The 18,557-nt window shown below is 45.0% G+C and carries 14 protein-coding genes and 1 pseudogene; 10 read left to right on the top strand and 5 right to left on the bottom strand.

All coding sequences use genetic code 11. From position 1 onward, the window contains the following. Positions 1–2 precede the first annotated feature (2 nt). Together CS022_RS04805 and CS022_RS04800 are read left to right on the top strand one after the other, a co-directional pair. Positions 3–980, top strand: coding sequence for a cytochrome c (locus tag CS022_RS04805; RefSeq protein WP_129121334.1), 978 nt, complete (start codon positions 3–5; stop codon positions 978–980). Continuing rightward, positions 961–2,187, top strand: a complete 1,227-nt coding sequence (locus tag CS022_RS04800; RefSeq protein WP_129121333.1) for a cytochrome and DOMON domain-containing protein — start codon at positions 961–963, stop codon at positions 2,185–2,187. The genes CS022_RS04805 and CS022_RS04800 overlap by 20 nt, the downstream gene beginning before the upstream one ends. A gap of 17 nt (positions 2,188–2,204) precedes the next feature. On the opposite strand, the gene CS022_RS04795 is transcribed toward CS022_RS04800, so the two are convergent. The 4 genes from CS022_RS04795 to CS022_RS25940 all read right to left on the bottom strand — a co-directional run bounded on the left by CS022_RS04795 (position 2,205) and on the right by CS022_RS25940 (position 3,589). Continuing rightward, the gene (locus CS022_RS04795) at positions 2,205–2,543 is read right to left on the bottom strand and encodes a DUF2867 domain-containing protein (protein ID WP_328590308.1); all 339 of its coding nucleotides are present in this window, start codon (positions 2,541–2,543) and stop codon (positions 2,205–2,207) included. Beyond that, positions 2,534–2,695 (bottom strand): hypothetical protein, encoded by a 162-nt coding sequence (locus tag CS022_RS27625; RefSeq protein ID WP_328590307.1) that lies wholly within the window; start codon positions 2,693–2,695, stop codon positions 2,534–2,536. The genes CS022_RS04795 and CS022_RS27625 overlap by 10 nt, the downstream gene beginning before the upstream one ends. A 154-nt stretch (positions 2,696–2,849) precedes the next feature. Then, positions 2,850–3,335 (bottom strand): FadR/GntR family transcriptional regulator, encoded by a 486-nt coding sequence (locus CS022_RS04790; protein WP_235869257.1) that lies wholly within the window; start codon positions 3,333–3,335, stop codon positions 2,850–2,852. Further along, entirely contained in the window at positions 3,332–3,589 is a 258-nt protein-coding gene (locus CS022_RS25940) for a winged helix-turn-helix domain-containing protein (RefSeq protein WP_235869256.1), read from the bottom strand. The genes CS022_RS04790 and CS022_RS25940 overlap by 4 nt, the downstream gene beginning before the upstream one ends. Positions 3,590–4,260: 671 nt before the next feature. On the opposite strand from CS022_RS25940, the gene CS022_RS04785 reads away from it, so the two are divergent. The 7 genes from CS022_RS04785 (at position 4,261) to btuD (ending at position 13,592) form a co-directional block, all read left to right on the top strand. Then, positions 4,261–5,613, top strand: a complete 1,353-nt coding sequence (locus tag CS022_RS04785; protein WP_129121332.1) for an extracellular solute-binding protein — start codon at positions 4,261–4,263, stop codon at positions 5,611–5,613. Between the two features lie 366 nt (positions 5,614–5,979). Next, a complete protein-coding gene (pheS, locus tag CS022_RS04780; RefSeq protein WP_129121331.1) occupies positions 5,980–6,963 on the top strand; it encodes a phenylalanine--tRNA ligase subunit alpha in 984 nt (327 codons plus the stop codon). 19 nt (positions 6,964–6,982) lie between these two features. Beyond that, complete coding sequence (gene pheT / locus CS022_RS04775; RefSeq protein WP_129121330.1) at positions 6,983–9,370, top strand: phenylalanine--tRNA ligase subunit beta; 2,388 nt, start codon at positions 6,983–6,985, stop codon at positions 9,368–9,370. A gap of 415 nt (positions 9,371–9,785) precedes the next feature. Continuing rightward, entirely contained in the window at positions 9,786–10,082 is a 297-nt protein-coding gene (gene ihfA / locus CS022_RS04770) for an integration host factor subunit alpha (protein WP_129121329.1), read from the top strand. Between the two features lie 646 nt (positions 10,083–10,728). Then, entirely contained in the window at positions 10,729–11,790 is a 1,062-nt protein-coding gene (locus tag CS022_RS04765) for a succinylglutamate desuccinylase (RefSeq protein ID WP_129121328.1), read from the top strand. Between the two features lie 63 nt (positions 11,791–11,853). Further along, the gene (gene btuC / locus CS022_RS04760) at positions 11,854–12,840 is read left to right on the top strand and encodes a vitamin B12 ABC transporter permease BtuC (protein ID WP_129121327.1); all 987 of its coding nucleotides are present in this window, start codon (positions 11,854–11,856) and stop codon (positions 12,838–12,840) included. Next, positions 12,837–13,592, top strand: coding sequence for a vitamin B12 ABC transporter ATP-binding protein BtuD (gene btuD / locus CS022_RS04755; RefSeq protein WP_235869255.1), 756 nt, complete (start codon positions 12,837–12,839; stop codon positions 13,590–13,592). The genes btuC and btuD overlap by 4 nt, the downstream gene beginning before the upstream one ends. Positions 13,593–13,674: 82 nt before the next feature. Here the strand turns inward: btuD and CS022_RS04750 are convergent, their stop codons facing one another. Next, positions 13,675–14,127, bottom strand: coding sequence for a tellurite resistance TerB family protein (locus tag CS022_RS04750; protein ID WP_129121326.1), 453 nt, complete (start codon positions 14,125–14,127; stop codon positions 13,675–13,677). A gap of 369 nt (positions 14,128–14,496) precedes the next feature. On the opposite strand from CS022_RS04750, the pseudogene hrpA reads away from it, so the two are divergent. Beyond that, positions 14,497–18,343: pseudogene (gene hrpA / locus CS022_RS04745) on the top strand (ATP-dependent RNA helicase HrpA). The last annotated feature ends 214 nt before the right edge of the window (positions 18,344–18,557 follow it).

Raw genomic sequence — 18,557 nt, 5'->3', positions numbered from 1 at the left:
AGATGTCATGGTTAGCTCAGCGTCTTGCGTTGTACCCCCTGACCAAATGGCAACGCAAGCGGTTTGTAGTGGGTGGTATTGCAATTATTGTGTCAGGGGTATTTTGTCTGATTGTGATGCTCTATCCCTCACTGGTTTGGGATAGATCCAGTTCCAATATTAATTCGCTAACCCCAGACGTTAAAAATGGCAAATACATTTACCATCTGTCCGGCTGCAGCGCTTGTCACACAGAGCACGTCCCGGGGGCTGAAGAATTGGCTGGTGGTAAACGCCTGAGAACACCTTTTGGCATTCTTGTGGCACCAAATGTTACGCCAGACCCACTTGCCGGCATTGGTGGTTGGTCAGTGGAAAAATTTGCTGATGCAACAAGGCTGGGCATAAGTCCTGACGGGGAACACTATTATCCGGCGTTCCCTTATACCTCATATTCGCGAATGACGGATCAGGACATTGTTGATCTTAAGGCTTACATAGACACCCAGATAACGCCTGTAAATGAAAAAGCGGAAGCGCGAGATTTGCTGTTTCCCTTCAATATTCGTCAGGGAATGGGAATGTGGAAGCTGTTGTATCTGGATGATAATCCTAAGACGAGTAAAGTTGTGGGTGAGGAAGCCAAGCGTGGTGAATATCTGGTTGAAGTGCTTGGGCATTGCGGTGAGTGTCATTCACCACGTGACATCATGGGTGGTGTTATACGTACGCGTTGGATGGCGGGTGTGCCGGTTGGTGAGTTTAATCCGGCGCCAAATATTACCAACACTAAAGATGGCACTCTGCATTGGACCGATCAGCAGTGGCTCGATTTCCTTCAAACAGGAGTCTTGCCAGACGGCAACTATACCGGCGGCGAGATGGCGTTAGTGGTTGAGGAGATCACGTCACACCTCAACGATCAAGATGCACGGGCCATGGTGAAGTATTTCAGGAGTTTGTCAGATGAGGGAGGAGCAGATGCGGTTAATCCTGATTAGTCTGTTTGTGTTTTTGTCTGTGTCGTTCTCCAGCCATAGCGCGATGATGGACGAGTTTGGGGGGAACAAGACTGACGCTTCGTCTTCCTGTGCCGGATTTAAGCACCAGAAAACACTGTTGGACAGCGATTTAACGCTTTGCTGGAATGCAAGCGAAGAAGGCATGTTGGATATAAAAGCCTTTCATCCCGGTGAAGTTTGGATAGGTTTAGGCTTTGGTAAAAACATGTCTAATGCTGATGCTGTCATCGGTTACTTGTCGAGAGGCGAGGTGGCTGACAGTCACATGACGGGCCGTTTCAGCTCTTCTATCATCAAAGATAAACACCAGAATATCTACGACGCATCCATCTTTAGCAGCCATGGTTCGACTGTCATGGTGTTCAAGCGACCTATTGTGACATCGGACCCTACCGACGCGATTGTGAATCTAGATAAGGATACGGATTTTCTGTGGGCGGTGGGTGATGGACGACGCTTCAACTTTCACAGCGAATTCGGTGTACAACAACTCCATTTTGGTGACGGTTCGCAAGCCGAGCGTCAATTGTCAGTGCTGATTGTTATGCATGCAGCCCTGATGTTTCTGGCATGGGGGATCATGTCGCCAGTGATCATTACGGTGACACGCTACTTCAAAGTGACACCGGGACAGAACTTCCCTTTGAGGCTTGATAACAAATTCTGGTGGATCACGCATTGGATTGGACACACTATTGGCATTGCGCTATCAGCAATTGCCTTGTTATTTAGCTTGCTTGCGTTGAACGGCATAGATGTATCGACATTACACGCCAAGTTGGGTTTCTTCGTGCTCGGACTTGCTGCATTACAGGCAATATCCGGCTTCAAAAGAGGTACCAAAGGCGGCCCTGTAGATGACAATGGATACCCCATACCGAGAAGTCGGTGGTATGGTGACCATTACAACATGACGGTTTATCGCAGACTGTTTGAATGGGTGCATAAAACGTCCGGTTACCTTATTTTGATAGCCAGTCATTTTACTCTTTACAGCGGATTCTTCTTGTTCTCGCTGGGGCCATGGGCTTACGTCATTCTGTTCGGCATCGAGATGCTGATGGTGGCTTCCTATGTGATATTCAGTCTGCAACGCCGATGGATAGATACCTACCATGCCATTTGGGGGTTCAGCAAAAAGCACCCCGGCCAGCGCTTTAGCAGGCATCCATATCGTGACGAATAACGACTGACAGGTATCACTCATAACAGTGTTTTCAGTGAGGCGGGCACGATGACTTTGTGAACGGGAATGACAGGTAGCATATACATCCTGCCCAATGTGTTGTGAATGTGCACAACCGTGCTGGCGTAAATTGTGTCTTTATCTTGCCCCGTATCCCGAAGAATGGAGACTCGAACATCAAGGTGTTTGTCACTGTCTTCGAGAATGACTTCGTGATCGCAATTACTGACCAGTGTAAAAATACCGATTCTGTCCCCTGGCTTGTATGAGTTGGGGGCCTTTTCCGGATTGATGTCGTAGAACTTACCAAGGTTTTTCAAGCCAATCTTAGAGACAACTTTGTTCCTTATATCCATGAGAAAGGAGGCCCATGGCGGCATGCGTTGCGCAATGTGAGATAGAGTTCTATGGCCGTCTTATTTTTATGAGGCGTCTCTATCGAGAAGCTATCGGAAAAGTAGGCGCCTTTGGCGTAGTCAGTGAGCTCTGATTGGTTGGGAATAGTCACTATGTTCTCCAAATCTACACATTAAACTGCACTCTGATCTGAATTTACATGGGGCCAGTGACTATTAAAACTATTAATAAACAATGCGTTAAATTGGAAGTTGAGACAGTAACTTACATTGCATCTATTTATTCCACTTCGAAATCACACATATCTAAGAGTTTCCTCGCTTACTCATTGCAACCAGGGTTGTGTCATAAACACTGTTAATGTGGTTAATCATCATCTCTTCAGCGCGGTCGGGATCCCGTCTTTCAAGCGCATTGTAAATCAGCGTGTGTTCTTTGAAGCTCTGTTCAATCGCGCCATCCACAGACATCACCACTCTTCGAAAATGCAGACCAAAAGAGTAAAGCTCTTGTGCGTAGTTGGTCAGTAATTCGTTAGGGATACACTCAGCGATAATTCGGTGAAATTGTTTATCTGACAGTTGAAAGTGAACGGGTTGATCGAACTGACGTTCCTGCTGTACCAGGAGACTTTTCAGAAGTTTTAAACCTTCATTGTCAATATTTAACGCGGCTTTTCGAACGACTGCTCTCTCGATGATTTTTCTGGTTTCAAACACTGAGTCTATGTCAAAGCTGTTGACCTCAATGTTGGCAAGTCCGGGGAGCATTTGTTGGCAGCGTTCAATCACATCAGGCTTCTGTTTATACGGGTCTTAGCCCCCTGAGAGACAATAAGTAACCCAAGATCCGAAACTATGCCAAGAGAGCCTCTCACCGTTTCTCTGCTTACGCCAAAGGTGTTAGCCAATTCTCGCTCACTAGGGAGCACGTCGCCATCTCTGAGTAGTCCTGTCAAAATCATTTCGAGGATTTTTTCAGCAAGCACTTCCTTTTTCGTTTTGTTTTTGAGGATACTCTCGTTGGCGAACAGTTCTTTGGACATACACGTCTCCAGTGACAGGTTTAGAGGCTACTCTCACCCTTCAATAATTATTCACTCTGGTATTAAGAAAATACCACCAATCCCGTTAAATACAGGTATTGTTTTTATTCGTTCTCATGCATTTCCCGTACTTGAATCAGTCTATACCCTTCTGTTGCGATAGCAGATTTTAATTATTAAAACAGTTATTTAAGACGATGTTATCATAATATTTTTTCTCAAAGTTTGGACTTGCGTTGCAAGGGTAAGTTTGGTGATCAACCCCTGCGTAAATCAACTTTGTTTTCTATCAGACATCGTTGCATCACTGGTATTGACTGTATACGAGTTTTAGCAATTATTCTCATTAAGCCAGTATTTCGAACTGAGCATGTAATATATGTTGATGGACAGTTAAAGGTACAAATCATGCATAGGCGTTTGGCAGTAATCATGCAGTCAATGACACTCAAATAAGCAGCAGTAATGAGGTCAATCAGTGACTTTATAGAATGTATAATGGGACATTAATGTCCTTTTCTTGTGGGTGATTTAACTGTCGATTTGACGCTAGTTCAGGAAAATACACTAAAGCATGATGCCAACTATGAATTGATTTCTAATAAGTAGGTCGTGAATTTACAGATTCTTTCTTTACTTTATGATTTCACAGAATTGGGCGGGCAAGTGCAATGTTGAACAACATTGGGAGACGAACTGAATTCTATTCAGTGTTAATTGGCATCATTTCTTTCTTTGTTTCTTGGATGCTCCGTGCAGACCCCTACGCGCCTTACAAAGGGATCACACTTAACGTTAACTTTCCCGCTCATCCTCACTACGATGCAGTGATGAAGATCATCCCAGACTTTGAAAAAGAAACAGGTATAAGGGTTCAGGTTGAGCAGATGCAATACCTGACGATGCGAAAGATGCAGGAAACAGAACTCTTGAAACCAAGAGGGCGGTTTGATCTCATTGCTTTTGTTGTGTTCTCAAAAGCTGATTATGTATTTAACGATCAGATAGAACCATTAGCGCGTTTCTTTATGACTCCTTCACTGGCAGACCCTTATTACGAACCCAGCGATATCATTAACAGCTATGTGCAGAATATTGGTGTTGCTGGGGGCCATAAAGGTTATTTGCCTGGCCCAACAGATGCGCTATACGGCTTACCATTTGGGGCGGAAACGTCAATCCTTGCCTATCGAAAAGATCTATTTATCAAGCATGGTTTACGGCCACCGGAGAACTATAGTGAGTTGTTAAATCTGGCTTGCAAAATTCCCGAACTAGAGCCGGGTATCGTAGGCCTCTCCTCAAGAGGTCAGCCTGGGCATCATCTGTCACACGCATTTCTGTTGCATCTAGCTCCACTGGGTGGACGTGTCTTTGATAGATATTGGAACCCTACCGTTAATAGTCCTCAAGCTATACGGGCCGTTAAGACACTCAAAAAGATTTTAGACTGCTCACCAACAGACATGAACTCGTATGGTCTAAGAGAAGCTAAAAATCAGTTCTTATTTGGTCGGTCTGCAATGTACTTGGACAGTACCGTCATTGCAGGGGAGATCACTGACCCGGAGAAATCTAATGTGATGGGGAAAGTAGGATGGATTAAGCATCCTCGGGGTGTCCGCTATGCGTCTCAGACTGGGGGATTTGGCCTTGCCATTCCTAAAAATGCCAAGCATAAAGATGCAGCTTTTCTATTGATGCAATGGCTGACATCAAAAGAAACTGACAAGAAAATTGCTTTAGCGGGGGGAAACCCTATCCGTTTTTCAACGCACCTTAATCCGGATGTGCTGAAAAAATTACCTTATCTCGAAACGTTTGGTAAGGCATTAAATGATGCTGATCCTGACTGGAGGCCGATTATCCCGCCTTGGTCAAAGATTAATATTTTACTGGGTGGCTATCTGTCATTAGCGATGGAGGAGGGTGCCGATATACAAAAATTACTCAATGCAGCTAACCAAGAGATTCGGGGCATTATGAAAGAGGCGGGTTACTTCACCTATAAAGGCAAACATTGATTAATTCCTCATATTTGTCAGCGCCTGTTTATGCACTAAAGGCGCTGATTTTTGAAAAACTACCACATTGGCTGTTTTAGACATTTTTTCGTAAAGCCCACTTCCTAAGCCAAATTTGGATACAAGCAGCGCAAGCTTTCGCTCGATATTTAGTCGCTTTTGTGAAATTTCTGAAAAACACAAGAAAACCTCCAGATTGGATTTGGCATTGCGGGTCTGATTAATTACTATGTCTCGTTACGTGAAATACCAATTCCCACAACAAATTGTTGATTCGGGCAATAAAAACGCCAGACAGTTTGTGGTGAGAATTGGTAAATCTTTTACTCCCCGTAAGTTACTGCCTAGTGGGTAGATGAGGAAACGATGCAACAACTAGAAGAGATTCTGTCAAACGCAACAGCAGCCATTGATGCGGCTGAGTCTGTTGTGGCACTGGATGAGGTGCGGGTTAATTACCTCGGCAAAAAAGGCGAACTGACTGCACAGTTACAAGCACTCGGTAAATTACCGCCTGAAGAGCGTCGCGAAGCAGGTCAGAGCATTAACAAAGCCAAACAAGCGGTTCAGCAAGCTATTGCAGCTCGCAAAACCGCCCTTGAAGCCGCTGAACTGGAAGCAAAACTGGCTGCTGAAACAATCGACGTTACTCTGCCAGGCCGCCGTATTGAAAATGGTGGGCTTCATCCAGTAACGCGCACAATGGAAAGAATTGAGAAATTCTTTGGTGAGCTAGGGTTTGAGACAAAAACGGGCCCAGAGATTGAAGACGGCTTTCACAACTTTGATGCACTGAACATCGCAAAAGATCACCCAGCGCGTACCGACCATGACACCTTCTTCTTCAACCCTGATTTGATGCTGCGTACTCACACATCTGGTGTTCAGATCCGAACGATGGAAGAAACGAAGCCACCGCTGCGTATCATCGCACCTGGTCGTGTTTATCGTAACGATTATGACCAGACACATACCCCAATGTTCCATCAGGTTGAAGGCCTGCTGGTGGATGAAAACGTCAACTTTGCACAACTTAAAGGTGTGCTGAGTGATTTCCTGAAAAACTTCTTTGAAGAAGATTTGGAAGTCCGTTTTCGTCCGTCTTTCTTCCCGTTTACAGAACCATCTGCTGAGGTGGATGTTCGTCGTAAGGATGGGAAATGGCTGGAAATTCTTGGCTGTGGCATGGTTCACCCCAACGTACTGCGTGCTGTGAACATCGATCCTGAAAAATATTCGGGTTTTGCCTTCGGTATCGGTATTGAGCGCCTGACTATGCTGCGTTATGGCGTAAACGACCTGCGTTCATTCTTCGAAAATGATCTGCGTCTTTTGAAACAATTTAAGTAAGCATCGGGGAATATAATCAATGAAATTTAGTGAATCCTGGCTGCGCGAATGGGTAAACCCAGCAGTTACCAGTGACGAACTGGCACACCAAATCACCATGGCAGGCCTTGAAGTCGATGATGTCGACCCAGTTGCAGGTGAGTTCACTGGCGTTGTTGTTGGTGAAGTGGTTGAGTGTGGTCAACACCCTGATGCCGATAAACTGCGCGTAACAAAAATCAATGTGGGCGGTGATGAGCTGCTGGATATTGTTTGTGGCGCACCTAATTGCCGTCAGGGCATTAAAGTTGCCGTTGCCACTGTTGGTGCAGTGTTACCGGGTAACTTTAAAATCAAAAAAGCCAAGCTTCGTGGCCAACCTTCCCACGGTATGCTGTGCTCGTTCACCGAGCTTGGCATTGACGTTGAGTCCGACGGCATCATGGAGCTTCCACTAGATGCTGTTATTGGCACCGATTTCCGTGACTTCCTTAGCCTCAACGACGTGACCATTGACGTTGATTTGACTGCCAACCGTGCTGACTGCCTGAGTATTAAAGGCATGGCACGTGAAGTGGGTGTACTCAATCGTGCTGAAGTGTGCGAGCCGACAATTGAATCTGTCAAAGCAACGATCGAAAACAAAGTATCTGTCTCTATCGAAGCACCCGAAGCGTGTGCCCGTTATCTTGGCCGTGTGGTTCGTAACGTTAACGTTAAAGCAGAATCACCGCTTTGGATGCAAGAAAAACTGCGTCGCAGTGGTATCCGCTCAATTGATCCTATTGTTGATATCACCAACTACATCCTTCTTGAACAAGGTCAGCCAATGCATGCGTTTGACCTGAGTAAAATCGAAGGTGGCATCGTTGCACGTATGGCCAAGCAAGGCGAAAAATTGACCCTGCTAGATGGTAATGAAGCTGAGCTTAACGACGATACGCTGGTAATTGCTGACCATGCACAGGCACTGGCGATTGCAGGTATTTTCGGTGGCGAGTACTCAGGTGTGAATGCTGATACGACTGATGTGTTGCTTGAAGCCGCATTCTTTTCGCCTGATGCCATTCGTGGCCGTGCGCGCAGATATGGTTTACATACTGACTCTTCACACCGCTTTGAACGTGGTGTTGACCCAGAGCAACAGTACAAAGCGATGGAGCGTGCAACACAGCTTCTGCTTGAAATCTGCGGCGGCGAAGCTGGCGAGATTGTGGGTCAGGAGTCTACAGAGCATTTGCCGAAAGCAAACTCTATTAACTTACGTCGTAGCAAATTAGATAATCTGATTGGACACGTGATTCCGTCAGATGACGTGGTAGAGATTCTCACTCGTCTTGGTTGTTCTGTTGAGACGACTGAATCGGGTTGGAATGCGACATCTCCATCATGGCGTTTTGATATCCAAATCGAAGAAGATTTGGTTGAAGAAGTTGCGCGTATTTACGGCTACAACAATATTCCTGATCAAGCGCCAGCAGCTAACCTCGTCATGAACAACTACAAAGAAGCGAACCTGCCTCTTAAGCGTGTTCGTGACCTTCTTGTCGACCGTGGTTATTACGAAGCGATTACCTATAGCTTTGTGGAGCCAGAGCAGCAGAAGCTGGTTGTTCCGGGTGTTGAGCCAATTATTCTGCCATTCCCGATTTCTGCGGATATGTCAGCGATGCGCCTGAGTCTGATCACTGGCCTGCTGAATACTGTTGTCTACAACCAGAAACGCCAGCAACCACGTGTTCGACTGTTTGAGTCTGGACTTCGCTTTATCCCTGAGCAAGCGGCTGAAAACGGTATCCGTCAGGAAGTCATGCTGGCAGGTGTTATTGCTGGTGCGCGTAGCGAAGATCATTGGGATATCGAAACAAATACTGTTGATTTCTTCGACCTGAAAGGCGATTTAGAAGCAGTACTGGAACTGACAGCCAATGAACTGTCATTCCGTTTCGTTGCAGCGAAGCATCCGGCCCTTCACCCGGGGCAATCTGCAGCTATCGAAGTAGATGGTAAAGTCGTTGGTCACATTGGTACCGTGCACCCTGAACTCGAGCGCAAGTTTGGCCTGAATGGCCGTACAATTGTGTTTGAGATTGAATGGGATGCGATAAATACGCGTGTGATTCCAGAGGCGGCGCCGGTTTCTAAATTCCCTGCAAACCGTCGAGATATTGCTGTGATTGTTGCAGAAGATGTAAACGCTGATGAAGTTGTTCGTGCTTGTCGTGAGACCAGTAATGAACTTATTACTGCATCATCACTGTTTGACGTTTACAAAGGAAAAGGCGTTGAAGAAGGTCACAAGAGCCTGGCGATCGCTTTGACGCTACAATCACCTGAAAAAACGTTGGAAGAAAATGATATTTCTGAAGCAGTAAACGCGGTTGTTGCTGTTGTTAAAGAGAAATTTGGTGCCCAACTTCGTGATTGAGTACCAAAATATTTGAAAAAAAGCAGCCGCCTAGGCTGTTTTTTTTTGCCTAGAACTTTTTACATGGTTCTAGTGTGGGATATAAATAAATTGTTAAATCCGTCTATGTATTGAACGATAGTGTTTCAGCCCTATTAAAAATTCGCTCATTTAGCACTCATTGTGTTAAGTCTTGCCTCCATTTTTATGCATGAAAAAAAGTAAACAGACTCATAAACAGAGCAGTATTCTAAATATTGATATGGAAAAAAGTTGGCGCAAATCAGCTAGTTGGCATACACTTTATCTCAGTTGGGCACAAATTCATTAATTAACCTCATGGTTGTTTCTATGAATAAGTAGCTCTGCATTTAGATTCGTGATGTAGATACTGTGGTATTACATTTATGTTCAACATTTCTTGAGGGAATGACCTATGGCGCTCACCAAGGCCGATTTGGCTGAGAACCTGTTTGAAAACGTTGGAATGAGCAAGCGGGACGCCAAGGATACTGTAGAAGCGTTTTTCGAAGAGGTTCGTAAAGCGCTCGAAGGTGGCGAGCAAGTTAAACTGTCGGGATTCGGCAATTTTGATTTACGAGATAAAAACCAACGTCCTGGTCGTAATCCAAAGACGGGCGAGGATATTCCAATTACGGCGAGAAGGGTTGTAACCTTTAAGCCGGGACAGAAGCTTAAAGCTCGTGTAGAAAATGCGAAAATTAATTCGTAGCTTCTTTTAGATCAATAGCAAACACTACATGTCTATGACTGTAGTGTTTGTTTACTGATGCACTTTATCGTTATTTCAGACCTCTTTCCTTGCAGAGCTACCCAAAGCCTCATCTATTTGATCCGTAGCTAAGAGTTATATCGGTTAACATGGTTTATTTATGTGCCCATGCAATTAAAATACATGTGCTCATATATATTTAATATCAACTTCTCCCGTTCAGCCTTTAACGACTTCTTATTTTTAAAATAGCGATTCAGTGTTCTATTCTTTCCTCTTCTTGAAGGGACGTTTGGATAGAAAATCATGCAACTCTACTCATCATTCTATTCCCTGTTGACTGCAAAGGTGAGATGCCTAATTCGTTAATTTGAATGCGATTGTACGCTGTCATGGCCTTTGAGTTTATGCAAAATACGTCGCAAATAATTGTTCAATTTGCTTCGATGCATAGTGATCTTGAATGTTTACGCAAAAACACATTTTTATAGAGGCATAGGCTTAGAATCTCCCCCTGAATCAATCGCACATATTGTTGTAAACAAAGGCCTAACTGACTGATATATATCTATGGAAGTGCTATTCTCCTTGTAAATGAAGATGTGAAAAACGCTCTGTTGTCCGCAGAGACGAGAAGGAAGATGTAATGACGGCTAGTATTTTTGATGGGCAATTTCTGCAGTGCACGCTTGGAAACCCTATCCACTTTGAGCCCCACTCCTGGATGACAGGCTCAGGCCTACGGATTAGCCACGTTGCAAACGGTGTATTGGAGATACTTCCACATGACAGTGAAACCTCCATCATCATATCCTCGGGTATCCACGGGGATGAAACGGCACCGATTGAGTTAGTTGATCGAATTGCTTCAGACATTATCCTTGGCAAACTTATTCCTAAAGTCAGGCTTTTGCTTATTATCGCTCATCCGTCTGCGATTCACGCTCACACTCGGTTTATTGAAGAAAACCTGAATCGTTTGTTCAGCGGATTAAACGAGGAGACAAACGAAGAGCGCGCGTTGGCAAACTTATATCAGCATTGCGTTGAAGCGTTCTTTTCACCTGCGCCACTTACTGCACAGCGTTGGCATTTCGATTTGCATTCAGCGATTCGTGACTCTGCACACTATATGTTCGGTGTGGTACCAGCGAACACGCACCCTTGTGACGTGAGACCGCTTGTTCAGTTTCTTGACCAGGCTGGGATGGACGCAGTACTGCTTAGTCGCACTCCGTCTTCTACGTTTAGTTGGTTCAGTTGCGAAAAATTTGGTGCCATTGGTGCGACGTTAGAAATGGGCAGGGTTGCGCCACTGTACAAAAACAATATGGACGAGTTTGAGCCGTTGCGTCTGGCTTTGGTTGAGATGGTAACAGGTGACAATGCCTATGAGCTTTCTACCAAGCAACCAGTGTTAAAAAGCTATAAAGTGACTCGGACTATCAACAAATACTCGGATGATTTCAGGCTCACATTCCCTGATGATGCTGCAAACTTTACTGCCTTCAAATCGGGCGAATTATTAGCGGAAGAAGGAGATAAAGAGTACTTTGCGGTTGATGGCGGTGAAGCAGTGGTTTTTCCTAATTCACGTGTTGCAAATGGTCAGCGGGCTTGCCTGCTCGTTCAATCTTTTGACTTTGACTGGTCGCAACCACTCTATGTCAATATTGATGCCGACCCGGGCCCACACCACCTCAGTTAACACTTTTCTTTTTATATTCCGATAGGTATGGTGAGCAGCAATCATTAGTTATTACTCTGAATCATGCTCTTAACTCAACTGGTCCAGAGCCATACGTATCGTTGGCGCTGGGCTCTTATTGTCAGTTCGCTCTTCCTATGCCTTGCTGCATTTTTTTCGTTGGCTGCAGGGGAGTTATGGATATGGCCATTTGCTCCTCAGTCTCCTCTTGAATCACAGTTTTTGTCTGAGTTGAGAATGCCCCGAACGATAGCGGCCATATTAATTGGTGCCTCGCTAGCGGTATCTGGCGCTGTTCTTCAAGTGCTTCTTGGTAACCCCTTAGCTGAACCAGGTGTGCTTGGCATATCAGGTGGAGCCAGTGTGGCATTAGTTGTGATGACCTTTTGGTTTCCCGAGCTGGCAGGAACAGAATCAAAAACTATTGCTGCCATGATGGGTGCACTTGCTTTCACAGCTCTCCTTGTTTTCATGGCCAGAAAGCGGGTGGTTTCAACAACTCGTTTATTGTTAGTAGGTGTTGCTCTTGGCATCCTATCCGGCGCGATCGTTACCTGGGCTTTTTACTTTAGCAATGACTTGAGTTTACGCCAGTTAATGTACTGGCTGATGGGCAGTTTATCTGGAGTTCAGTGGTCGCAGCTTATCCTCGCTCTGGTTATGCTTCCAGCCGTTGTTTTTCTCTGTTGTCAGGGAAGAAAGCTGGATTTATTAATGCTCGGCGATGTGCAAGCACGCCAGTTAGGTTTGGAGTCAGACCGTTTGCGCTGGCAGCTGATTTTGTTGGTCAGCTTGCTGGTTGGTGGCGCAGTTGCGATGGCGGGGGTCATTGGATTTGTCGGTTTAGTTGTGCCTCATCTTCTTCGCATGGTACTGGGTACCGAGAATCGGTTTTTGTTGCCTTTATCGGCAGTTTGCGGCGCATGTCTACTTTTGTTCGCAGATACTTTCAGTCGACTGGCGGCAAGTGGCATGGAGCTACCTGTCGGGGTCGTCACCACCTCGATTGGCACGCCCATATTTATTTGGATGTTGATGAAACGACCATGATGATACAAATTTCTGATTTAAGCCTCCCACCAAGGTTATTGCCAGTAAACCTTACCGTCAATAAAGGGGAGCTTATTCATATACTTGGCCCGAATGGCAGCGGTAAGAGCACACTGCTTGAGCTTGTGTCAGGCCTTGAATATGCAAATGGTCGGGTTTACATGGATGGTGTTGACGTTTCCACACTAGATAACCAAACACTTGCAACAGTAAGGGGCTACCTGAGCCAACAAGGCAAACCGCAATTTTCGGTGGGGGTTTATCAGTATTTATATTTATGCCTCAACGCAATGACTCAAACGGATGACCCGACGAAAGTTGATCGTGTTGTTAAAGCGCTCTGCGAGCGTTTAGAAATCAACGACAAGCTTTCAAGGGGTATTGACCAATTATCCGGTGGTGAGTGGCAGCGAGTGAGGTTAGCAGGCGTATTTTTGCAAGTTTGGCCGGAGCTTAACCCAAATGGGAAGGTTTTGCTGCTAGATGAACCAGCGTCGGCGTTGGACATCGCACAGCAAGATACTTTGTATGAAATAATCAAAGAGCTGTCAGGGTTAGGGATCGCTATTTTGATGGCTAACCATGATTTGAATCGTTCAATTAACGAGTCAGATCGTGTGATTCTTATGAAATCAGGACACATTACCCATCAAGGAACCCCAAAAGAGGTAATGACGCCAGATATCATCGAACAGGTTTTCTCTACACGGTTGCAACGGCATGATATCTATGGCCGCACATTCCTTTTATAGCGTAATGGTGGTTCGTTATATATCTCTTTAATGCACTATAACTATAGAATTATCAATAAAGAAGTTAAAGGTTTAAGTAAGCTCAGGCATTTGCCTGAGCTTCCAACTTCGCTTTTATGAACAGACTATGATCAACATAAAGTAATTCAGCGGTTTTTCGAATCACCATGTCTTCAAGTGGGTCCAACTCTCCGTCAGCAAAAGCGACAACCCACATTGCTTTAACGAGAGAAAAGCGCTCTTCCTGAGAGAGTTGACGGAGTTTATCCGTATATTCGAAAAGTGATGTTGCGCTTTCGTTCTCAACTTCCGTTTTCGTTAATAGACGCTTTGCTTCGTTTTCATCGACATTGATCAGCTGAGAGAGTAAGTGAATCTTAGCGCTTTGTTCTCTCTCATCAATGTTGTGGTCTGCTCCTGCAACTTCGCATAATAAAGCGGCAATTGCCCGCTTGTAGTCGTCCTCGCCAGAGGATGCATTGTCGTTATTGTCCGAAAGAATGTCTTTTAAACGTGTTACTAAATCATTCAGCATGGCGTGATGATCCTAAGTCAGCGAGTGATAGAAATAAGTGTACTGCAATAAAAATAAATACTTCCAGTATGATTTGATTTTAATCACACTAAAAAGTTCGCCAAGGGTGCATTGATCTATATGTCATCGGCGCATTGATTAAATTGAAGATTTTAGTCGAAGTTAACGTTGAGCGGATTTAGATGTAGGCTTCATTCACGTTGGCGCTGTGCTAAGATACGCCGCAATGATTTCAGAAAAATTATCACTGTCGGGCCATCGTAAATCCTCCTTCCAGTACGACAACACCCGCAAGCATTGGACACAACATTGACAGTTACTAATAACCAAAATAATGCAAAAACCCTTTATGCAGCATTAGATGACTGCATGAACAGGGACAAATTTCGTCTAAGTAAGAGAATTCAAGGCGCGAAGAGAATTAAAAAGGATACTGCGAGACTCGCAGTCTTTGATGAAATTGCTGCTGACATTGCCAAGTCTATGCAAATTCGTATGCATCGCCAATCTACACTGCCGACAATTAACTATCCTCAGCAGCTCCCTGTCAGCCAGAAAAAAGATGACATTGCTGAAGCCATCGCAAACAACCAAGTTGTCATTGTGGCCGGTGAAACTGGTTCGGGCAAAACGACGCAGCTACCTAAAATTTGTCTGGATTTGGGCTTGGGTGTCTCTGGGGTAATAGGCCATACGCAACCTCGTCGTCTCGCTGCGCGTTCTGTGGCAAATCGTATTGCGGAAGAGCTTGAAACCGAGCTCGGGAATACGGTGGGTTACAAGGTCAGATTCAACGATAAAGTGTCTGAAGATACCAAGGTTAAGTTGATGACCGACGGTATTCTGCTCGCTGAAATTCAGCATGACAGGTTCCTCAATCAATACGATTGCATCATCATTGACGAAGCGCACGAACGTAGCCTGAATATTGATTTTATTCTCGCTATCTAAAGCAATTGCTGCCGAAGCGTCCCGACTTAAAGATAATCATAACGTCGGCAACGATTGACCCTGAGCGTTTTTCAAACCACTTCAATGACGCGCCAATTATCGAGGTGTCGGGCCGAACTTATCCGGTTGAAGTTCGTTACAGACCAATGGTTGACGATGAAACCGATGAGGATGCGGAACGAGATCAGCTTCAGGCTATTTTCGATGCTGTTGATGAGCTCCATGCTGAAGGGCCCGGCGACATTCTGATTTTCATGAATGGCGAGAGGGAAATCAGGGATACTGCCGAGGCATTGTCAAAACGTAATCTCAGGGATACCGAAATTTTACCTCTGTATGCCCGTTTGTCAGCGTCTGAGCAAAATCGGGTTTTTCAAAGCCACCGCGGGAGACGAATCGTACTTGCAACCAACGTGGCTGAAACGTCGTTAACTGTACCTGGCATCAAGTATGTGATTGACCCTGGTACTGCTCGCATCTCGCGCTATAGCTACCGGACCAAAGTCCAGCGTCTGCCCATAGAAAGTGTGTCTCAGGCGAGCGCAAATCAACGGAAAGGGCGATGTGGACGTGTATCCGACGGTATCTGCATCAGGCTATATTCTGAGGACGATTTCCTAGCTCGCCCCGAGTTTACCGATCCCGAGATCCTTCGTACAAACCTCGCGTCTGTCATATTACAAATGACGGCAATCGGTCTGGGTGATATTGCTGCATTCCCTTTTGTTCAGCCACCTGACAGCCGAAATATTCAAGATGGTGTCAGGCTGCTTGAAGAACTTGGCGCCATGCAAGAGGGTAGACAGAAAGATGAACCTAAACGTTTGACGCAAATCGGTCGTGCATTGGCGCGCCTTCCGATTGATCCCAGACTTGCGCGTATGGTACTAGAAGCATCTAAACATGGTGCACTAAAAGAGGTCATGGTTATTGCCTCAGCGCTGGCGATTCAGGACCCTCGCGAAAGACCCTCAGATAAAAAGCAAGCATCTGATGAAAAGCACCGTCGTTTTAACGATAAAGAGTCGGATTTTCTTGCTTTCGTCAATATGTGGACTTACATCGAAGAGCAGCAAAAGGCTCTTTCGGGCAACCAGTTCCGCAAACAATGTAAGAAAGACTATCTTAACTATCTGCGTGTCAGAGAATGGCAAGATGTGCATTTCCAGATTAGGCAAGTGATGCGTGAACTGGAGCATAAAGTGAATGATGAGCCTGCGGATTATCAATCCGTACACGTCTCGTTATTGGCGGGTATGCTTTCACACATCGGTCTTAAAGATCAGGAAAAAAATGAGTATCAGGGCGCTAGAAATGCCCGCTTCGGTATTTTCCCCGGCTCAGGGCTTTTCAAGAAGCAACCCAAATGGGTCATGGTTGCTGAACTGGTTGAGACCTCTCGACTTTGGGGGCGAATAGCGGCAAAAATTCAGCCTGAATGGGTAGAGCCGCTTGCTAAACATCTTATTAAACGAAGCTATAGTGAGCCTCACTGGGAGAAGAAGCAGGCTGCTGTATTTGCGTTTGAAAAAGTGATGCTCTACGGCATTCCTATCGTGCCAAAACGAAAAGTGAATTATGGCAACATAGATAAAGCGCTCTCGCGAGAAATCTTTATTCGTTCGGCACTTGTCGAAGGGGACTGGGAAACAAAACACAAGTTCTATCATAAAAACTCAAACTTTTGAGGGAAGTGGAAGAGCTCGAACACAAGTCTCGCCGTCGTGATTTACTTGCCGATGATGACACCTTGTATGAGTTTTATGATCAACGAGTCGATGTGTCTGTGATATCAGGGCGTCATTTTGATGCATGGTGGAAAACAGCCAGTCGCGATGAACCGGAACTGCTGAATTTTGAGAAAGCAATGTTACTGGCGGGCGATGCAAGCCACGTAACTGAATTGGATTATCCGAACTTCTGGTATCAGGGAGACCTTAAACTAAAACTGAGCTATCAGTTTGAGCCAGGCGAAGATCATGATGGTGTAACAGTTCATATTCCGCTTCCATTGCTTAATCAGATTGAATCTGAAGGTTTTGACTGGCAAATCCCCGGTCTACGGGAAGAGTTAGTTGTGGCATTAATAAAGTCATTGCCTAAAACATTACGCCGTAACTTTGTTCCTGCGCCTAACTATGCATCTGCGTTCTTGCAACGGGTTAAACCGATGGAGGCACCTCTTCTTGATTCACTTGAGAAAGAGCTGAAGAGAATGAGTGGTGTAACCGTTGTTAGAGATGATTGGCAGCTTGATTTGTTACCTGAGCATCTAAGAATCAGTTATCGTGCAATCGATCATAAAAACCGCAAACTTAAAGAGAGTGACAATCTCTATACATTAAAAGAGAGCCTGAAAGAGAAAGTTCAGGAAACACTGTCAAAAGTCGCAGATGACGACATAGAGCAGCAAGGGTTAACCACTTGGAGCTTTGGTGAACTTCCTCAGAAATATCAGCAAAAGCGGGGAGGTTTTGAGGTCAAGGCGTATCCAGCTATTGTCGATGATAAAGACTCTGTGAGTATTAAACTGTTTGAGACTGAGGAAGAACAGCAGCAGGTGATGCAGCAGGGGCAACGTAGGCTCATACTGCTTAACGTGCCGTCTCCCATTAAGTATCTGCACGACAATTTGCCAAACAAATCCAAGCTGGGACTTTACTTTAATCCATACGGTAGGGTTCTAGATTTAATCGATGATTGCATCGCATGTGGAGTTGATAAGCTGATTGAGCAGCAGGGCGGTATCAGCTGGCAACCTGATCAATTTGAAACCTTAAAAGAACTGGTTAGGGCAGAACTTGGCGATACGGTGGTTGAAATCGCTAAACAGGTAGAACAGATTCTTACCACGGCGTTCAGTATAAATAAAAAGCTGAAGGGGAAGGTTGACCTTTCCATGGCATTTGCGCTTTCTGATATCAAGGCTCAGCTTGAAAGCCTTATTTTCAAAGGTTTTGCGACGCAATGTGGATGGAAACGTTTACCCAATATTCATCGATATCTAAAAGCGGTGGAACGACGTTTAGAAAAATTGCCCATAGATCCAAATCGAGACCGCGTTCACATGCTGAAAGTAGAAGCAGTTACGAAAGAATATAGGGAACTACTTAATAAGATACCTAAAGGTCAAACCATTCCTGAATCTGTTCAAGAGATTAGATGGATGTTGGAAGAACTTCGTGTAAGCTACTTCGCTCAACAACTCGGTACGCCGTATCCGATTTCTGATAAGCGAATCAAAAATGCAATCTCGGACGTTTGAAGAAAAATAACGAAAAAAGCCAGCAACTGTGCTGGCTTTTTTTATACGTAAAATTAGAGTCACTTCAATAACCTCAGCTAACTGCCATGAGAAATGAAACAGATTCCTCGCATTATTCGTCCACCATCTCTAAATACAGCCATGGTTAATTTTCAATACATATTGATATGTAATATTAGACTTTCTTTCTCTTGTTTCTCCAGATAATTAGTCT

The sequence above is a fragment of the Veronia nyctiphanis genome (assembly GCF_004116385.1).
Classification (GTDB): Bacteria; Pseudomonadota; Gammaproteobacteria; order Enterobacterales; family Vibrionaceae; genus Veronia; species Veronia nyctiphanis.
The sequence above is the reverse complement of the archived record's forward strand: the minus strand, read 5'-3'. Positions and strand labels throughout refer to the sequence as shown.

Bases quoted from the DNA above. Each gene is read 5' to 3' on its own strand.
- CS022_RS04765 (WP_129121328.1), top strand. From the start codon at position 10,729: ATGACGGCTAGTATTTTTGATGGGCAATTTCTGCAGTGCACGCTTGGA.
- pheT (WP_129121330.1), top strand. From the start codon at position 6,983: ATGAAATTTAGTGAATCCTGGCTGCGCGAATGGGTAAACCCAGCAGTT.
- CS022_RS04805 (WP_129121334.1), top strand. From the start codon at position 3: ATGTCATGGTTAGCTCAGCGTCTTGCGTTGTACCCCCTGACCAAATGG.
- btuD (WP_235869255.1), top strand. From the start codon at position 12,837: ATGATGATACAAATTTCTGATTTAAGCCTCCCACCAAGGTTATTGCCA.
- CS022_RS04785 (WP_129121332.1), top strand. From the start codon at position 4,261: ATGTTGAACAACATTGGGAGACGAACTGAATTCTATTCAGTGTTAATT.
- btuC (WP_129121327.1), top strand. From the start codon at position 11,854: ATGCTCTTAACTCAACTGGTCCAGAGCCATACGTATCGTTGGCGCTGG.
- CS022_RS25940 (WP_235869256.1), bottom strand. From the start codon at position 3,589: ATGTCCAAAGAACTGTTCGCCAACGAGAGTATCCTCAAAAACAAAACG.
- CS022_RS04800 (WP_129121333.1), top strand. From the start codon at position 961: ATGCGGTTAATCCTGATTAGTCTGTTTGTGTTTTTGTCTGTGTCGTTC.
- CS022_RS04795 (WP_328590308.1), bottom strand. From the start codon at position 2,543: ATGGATATAAGGAACAAAGTTGTCTCTAAGATTGGCTTGAAAAACCTT.
- ihfA (WP_129121329.1), top strand. From the start codon at position 9,786: ATGGCGCTCACCAAGGCCGATTTGGCTGAGAACCTGTTTGAAAACGTT.
- CS022_RS04750 (WP_129121326.1), bottom strand. From the start codon at position 14,127: ATGCTGAATGATTTAGTAACACGTTTAAAAGACATTCTTTCGGACAAT.
- pheS (WP_129121331.1), top strand. From the start codon at position 5,980: ATGCAACAACTAGAAGAGATTCTGTCAAACGCAACAGCAGCCATTGAT.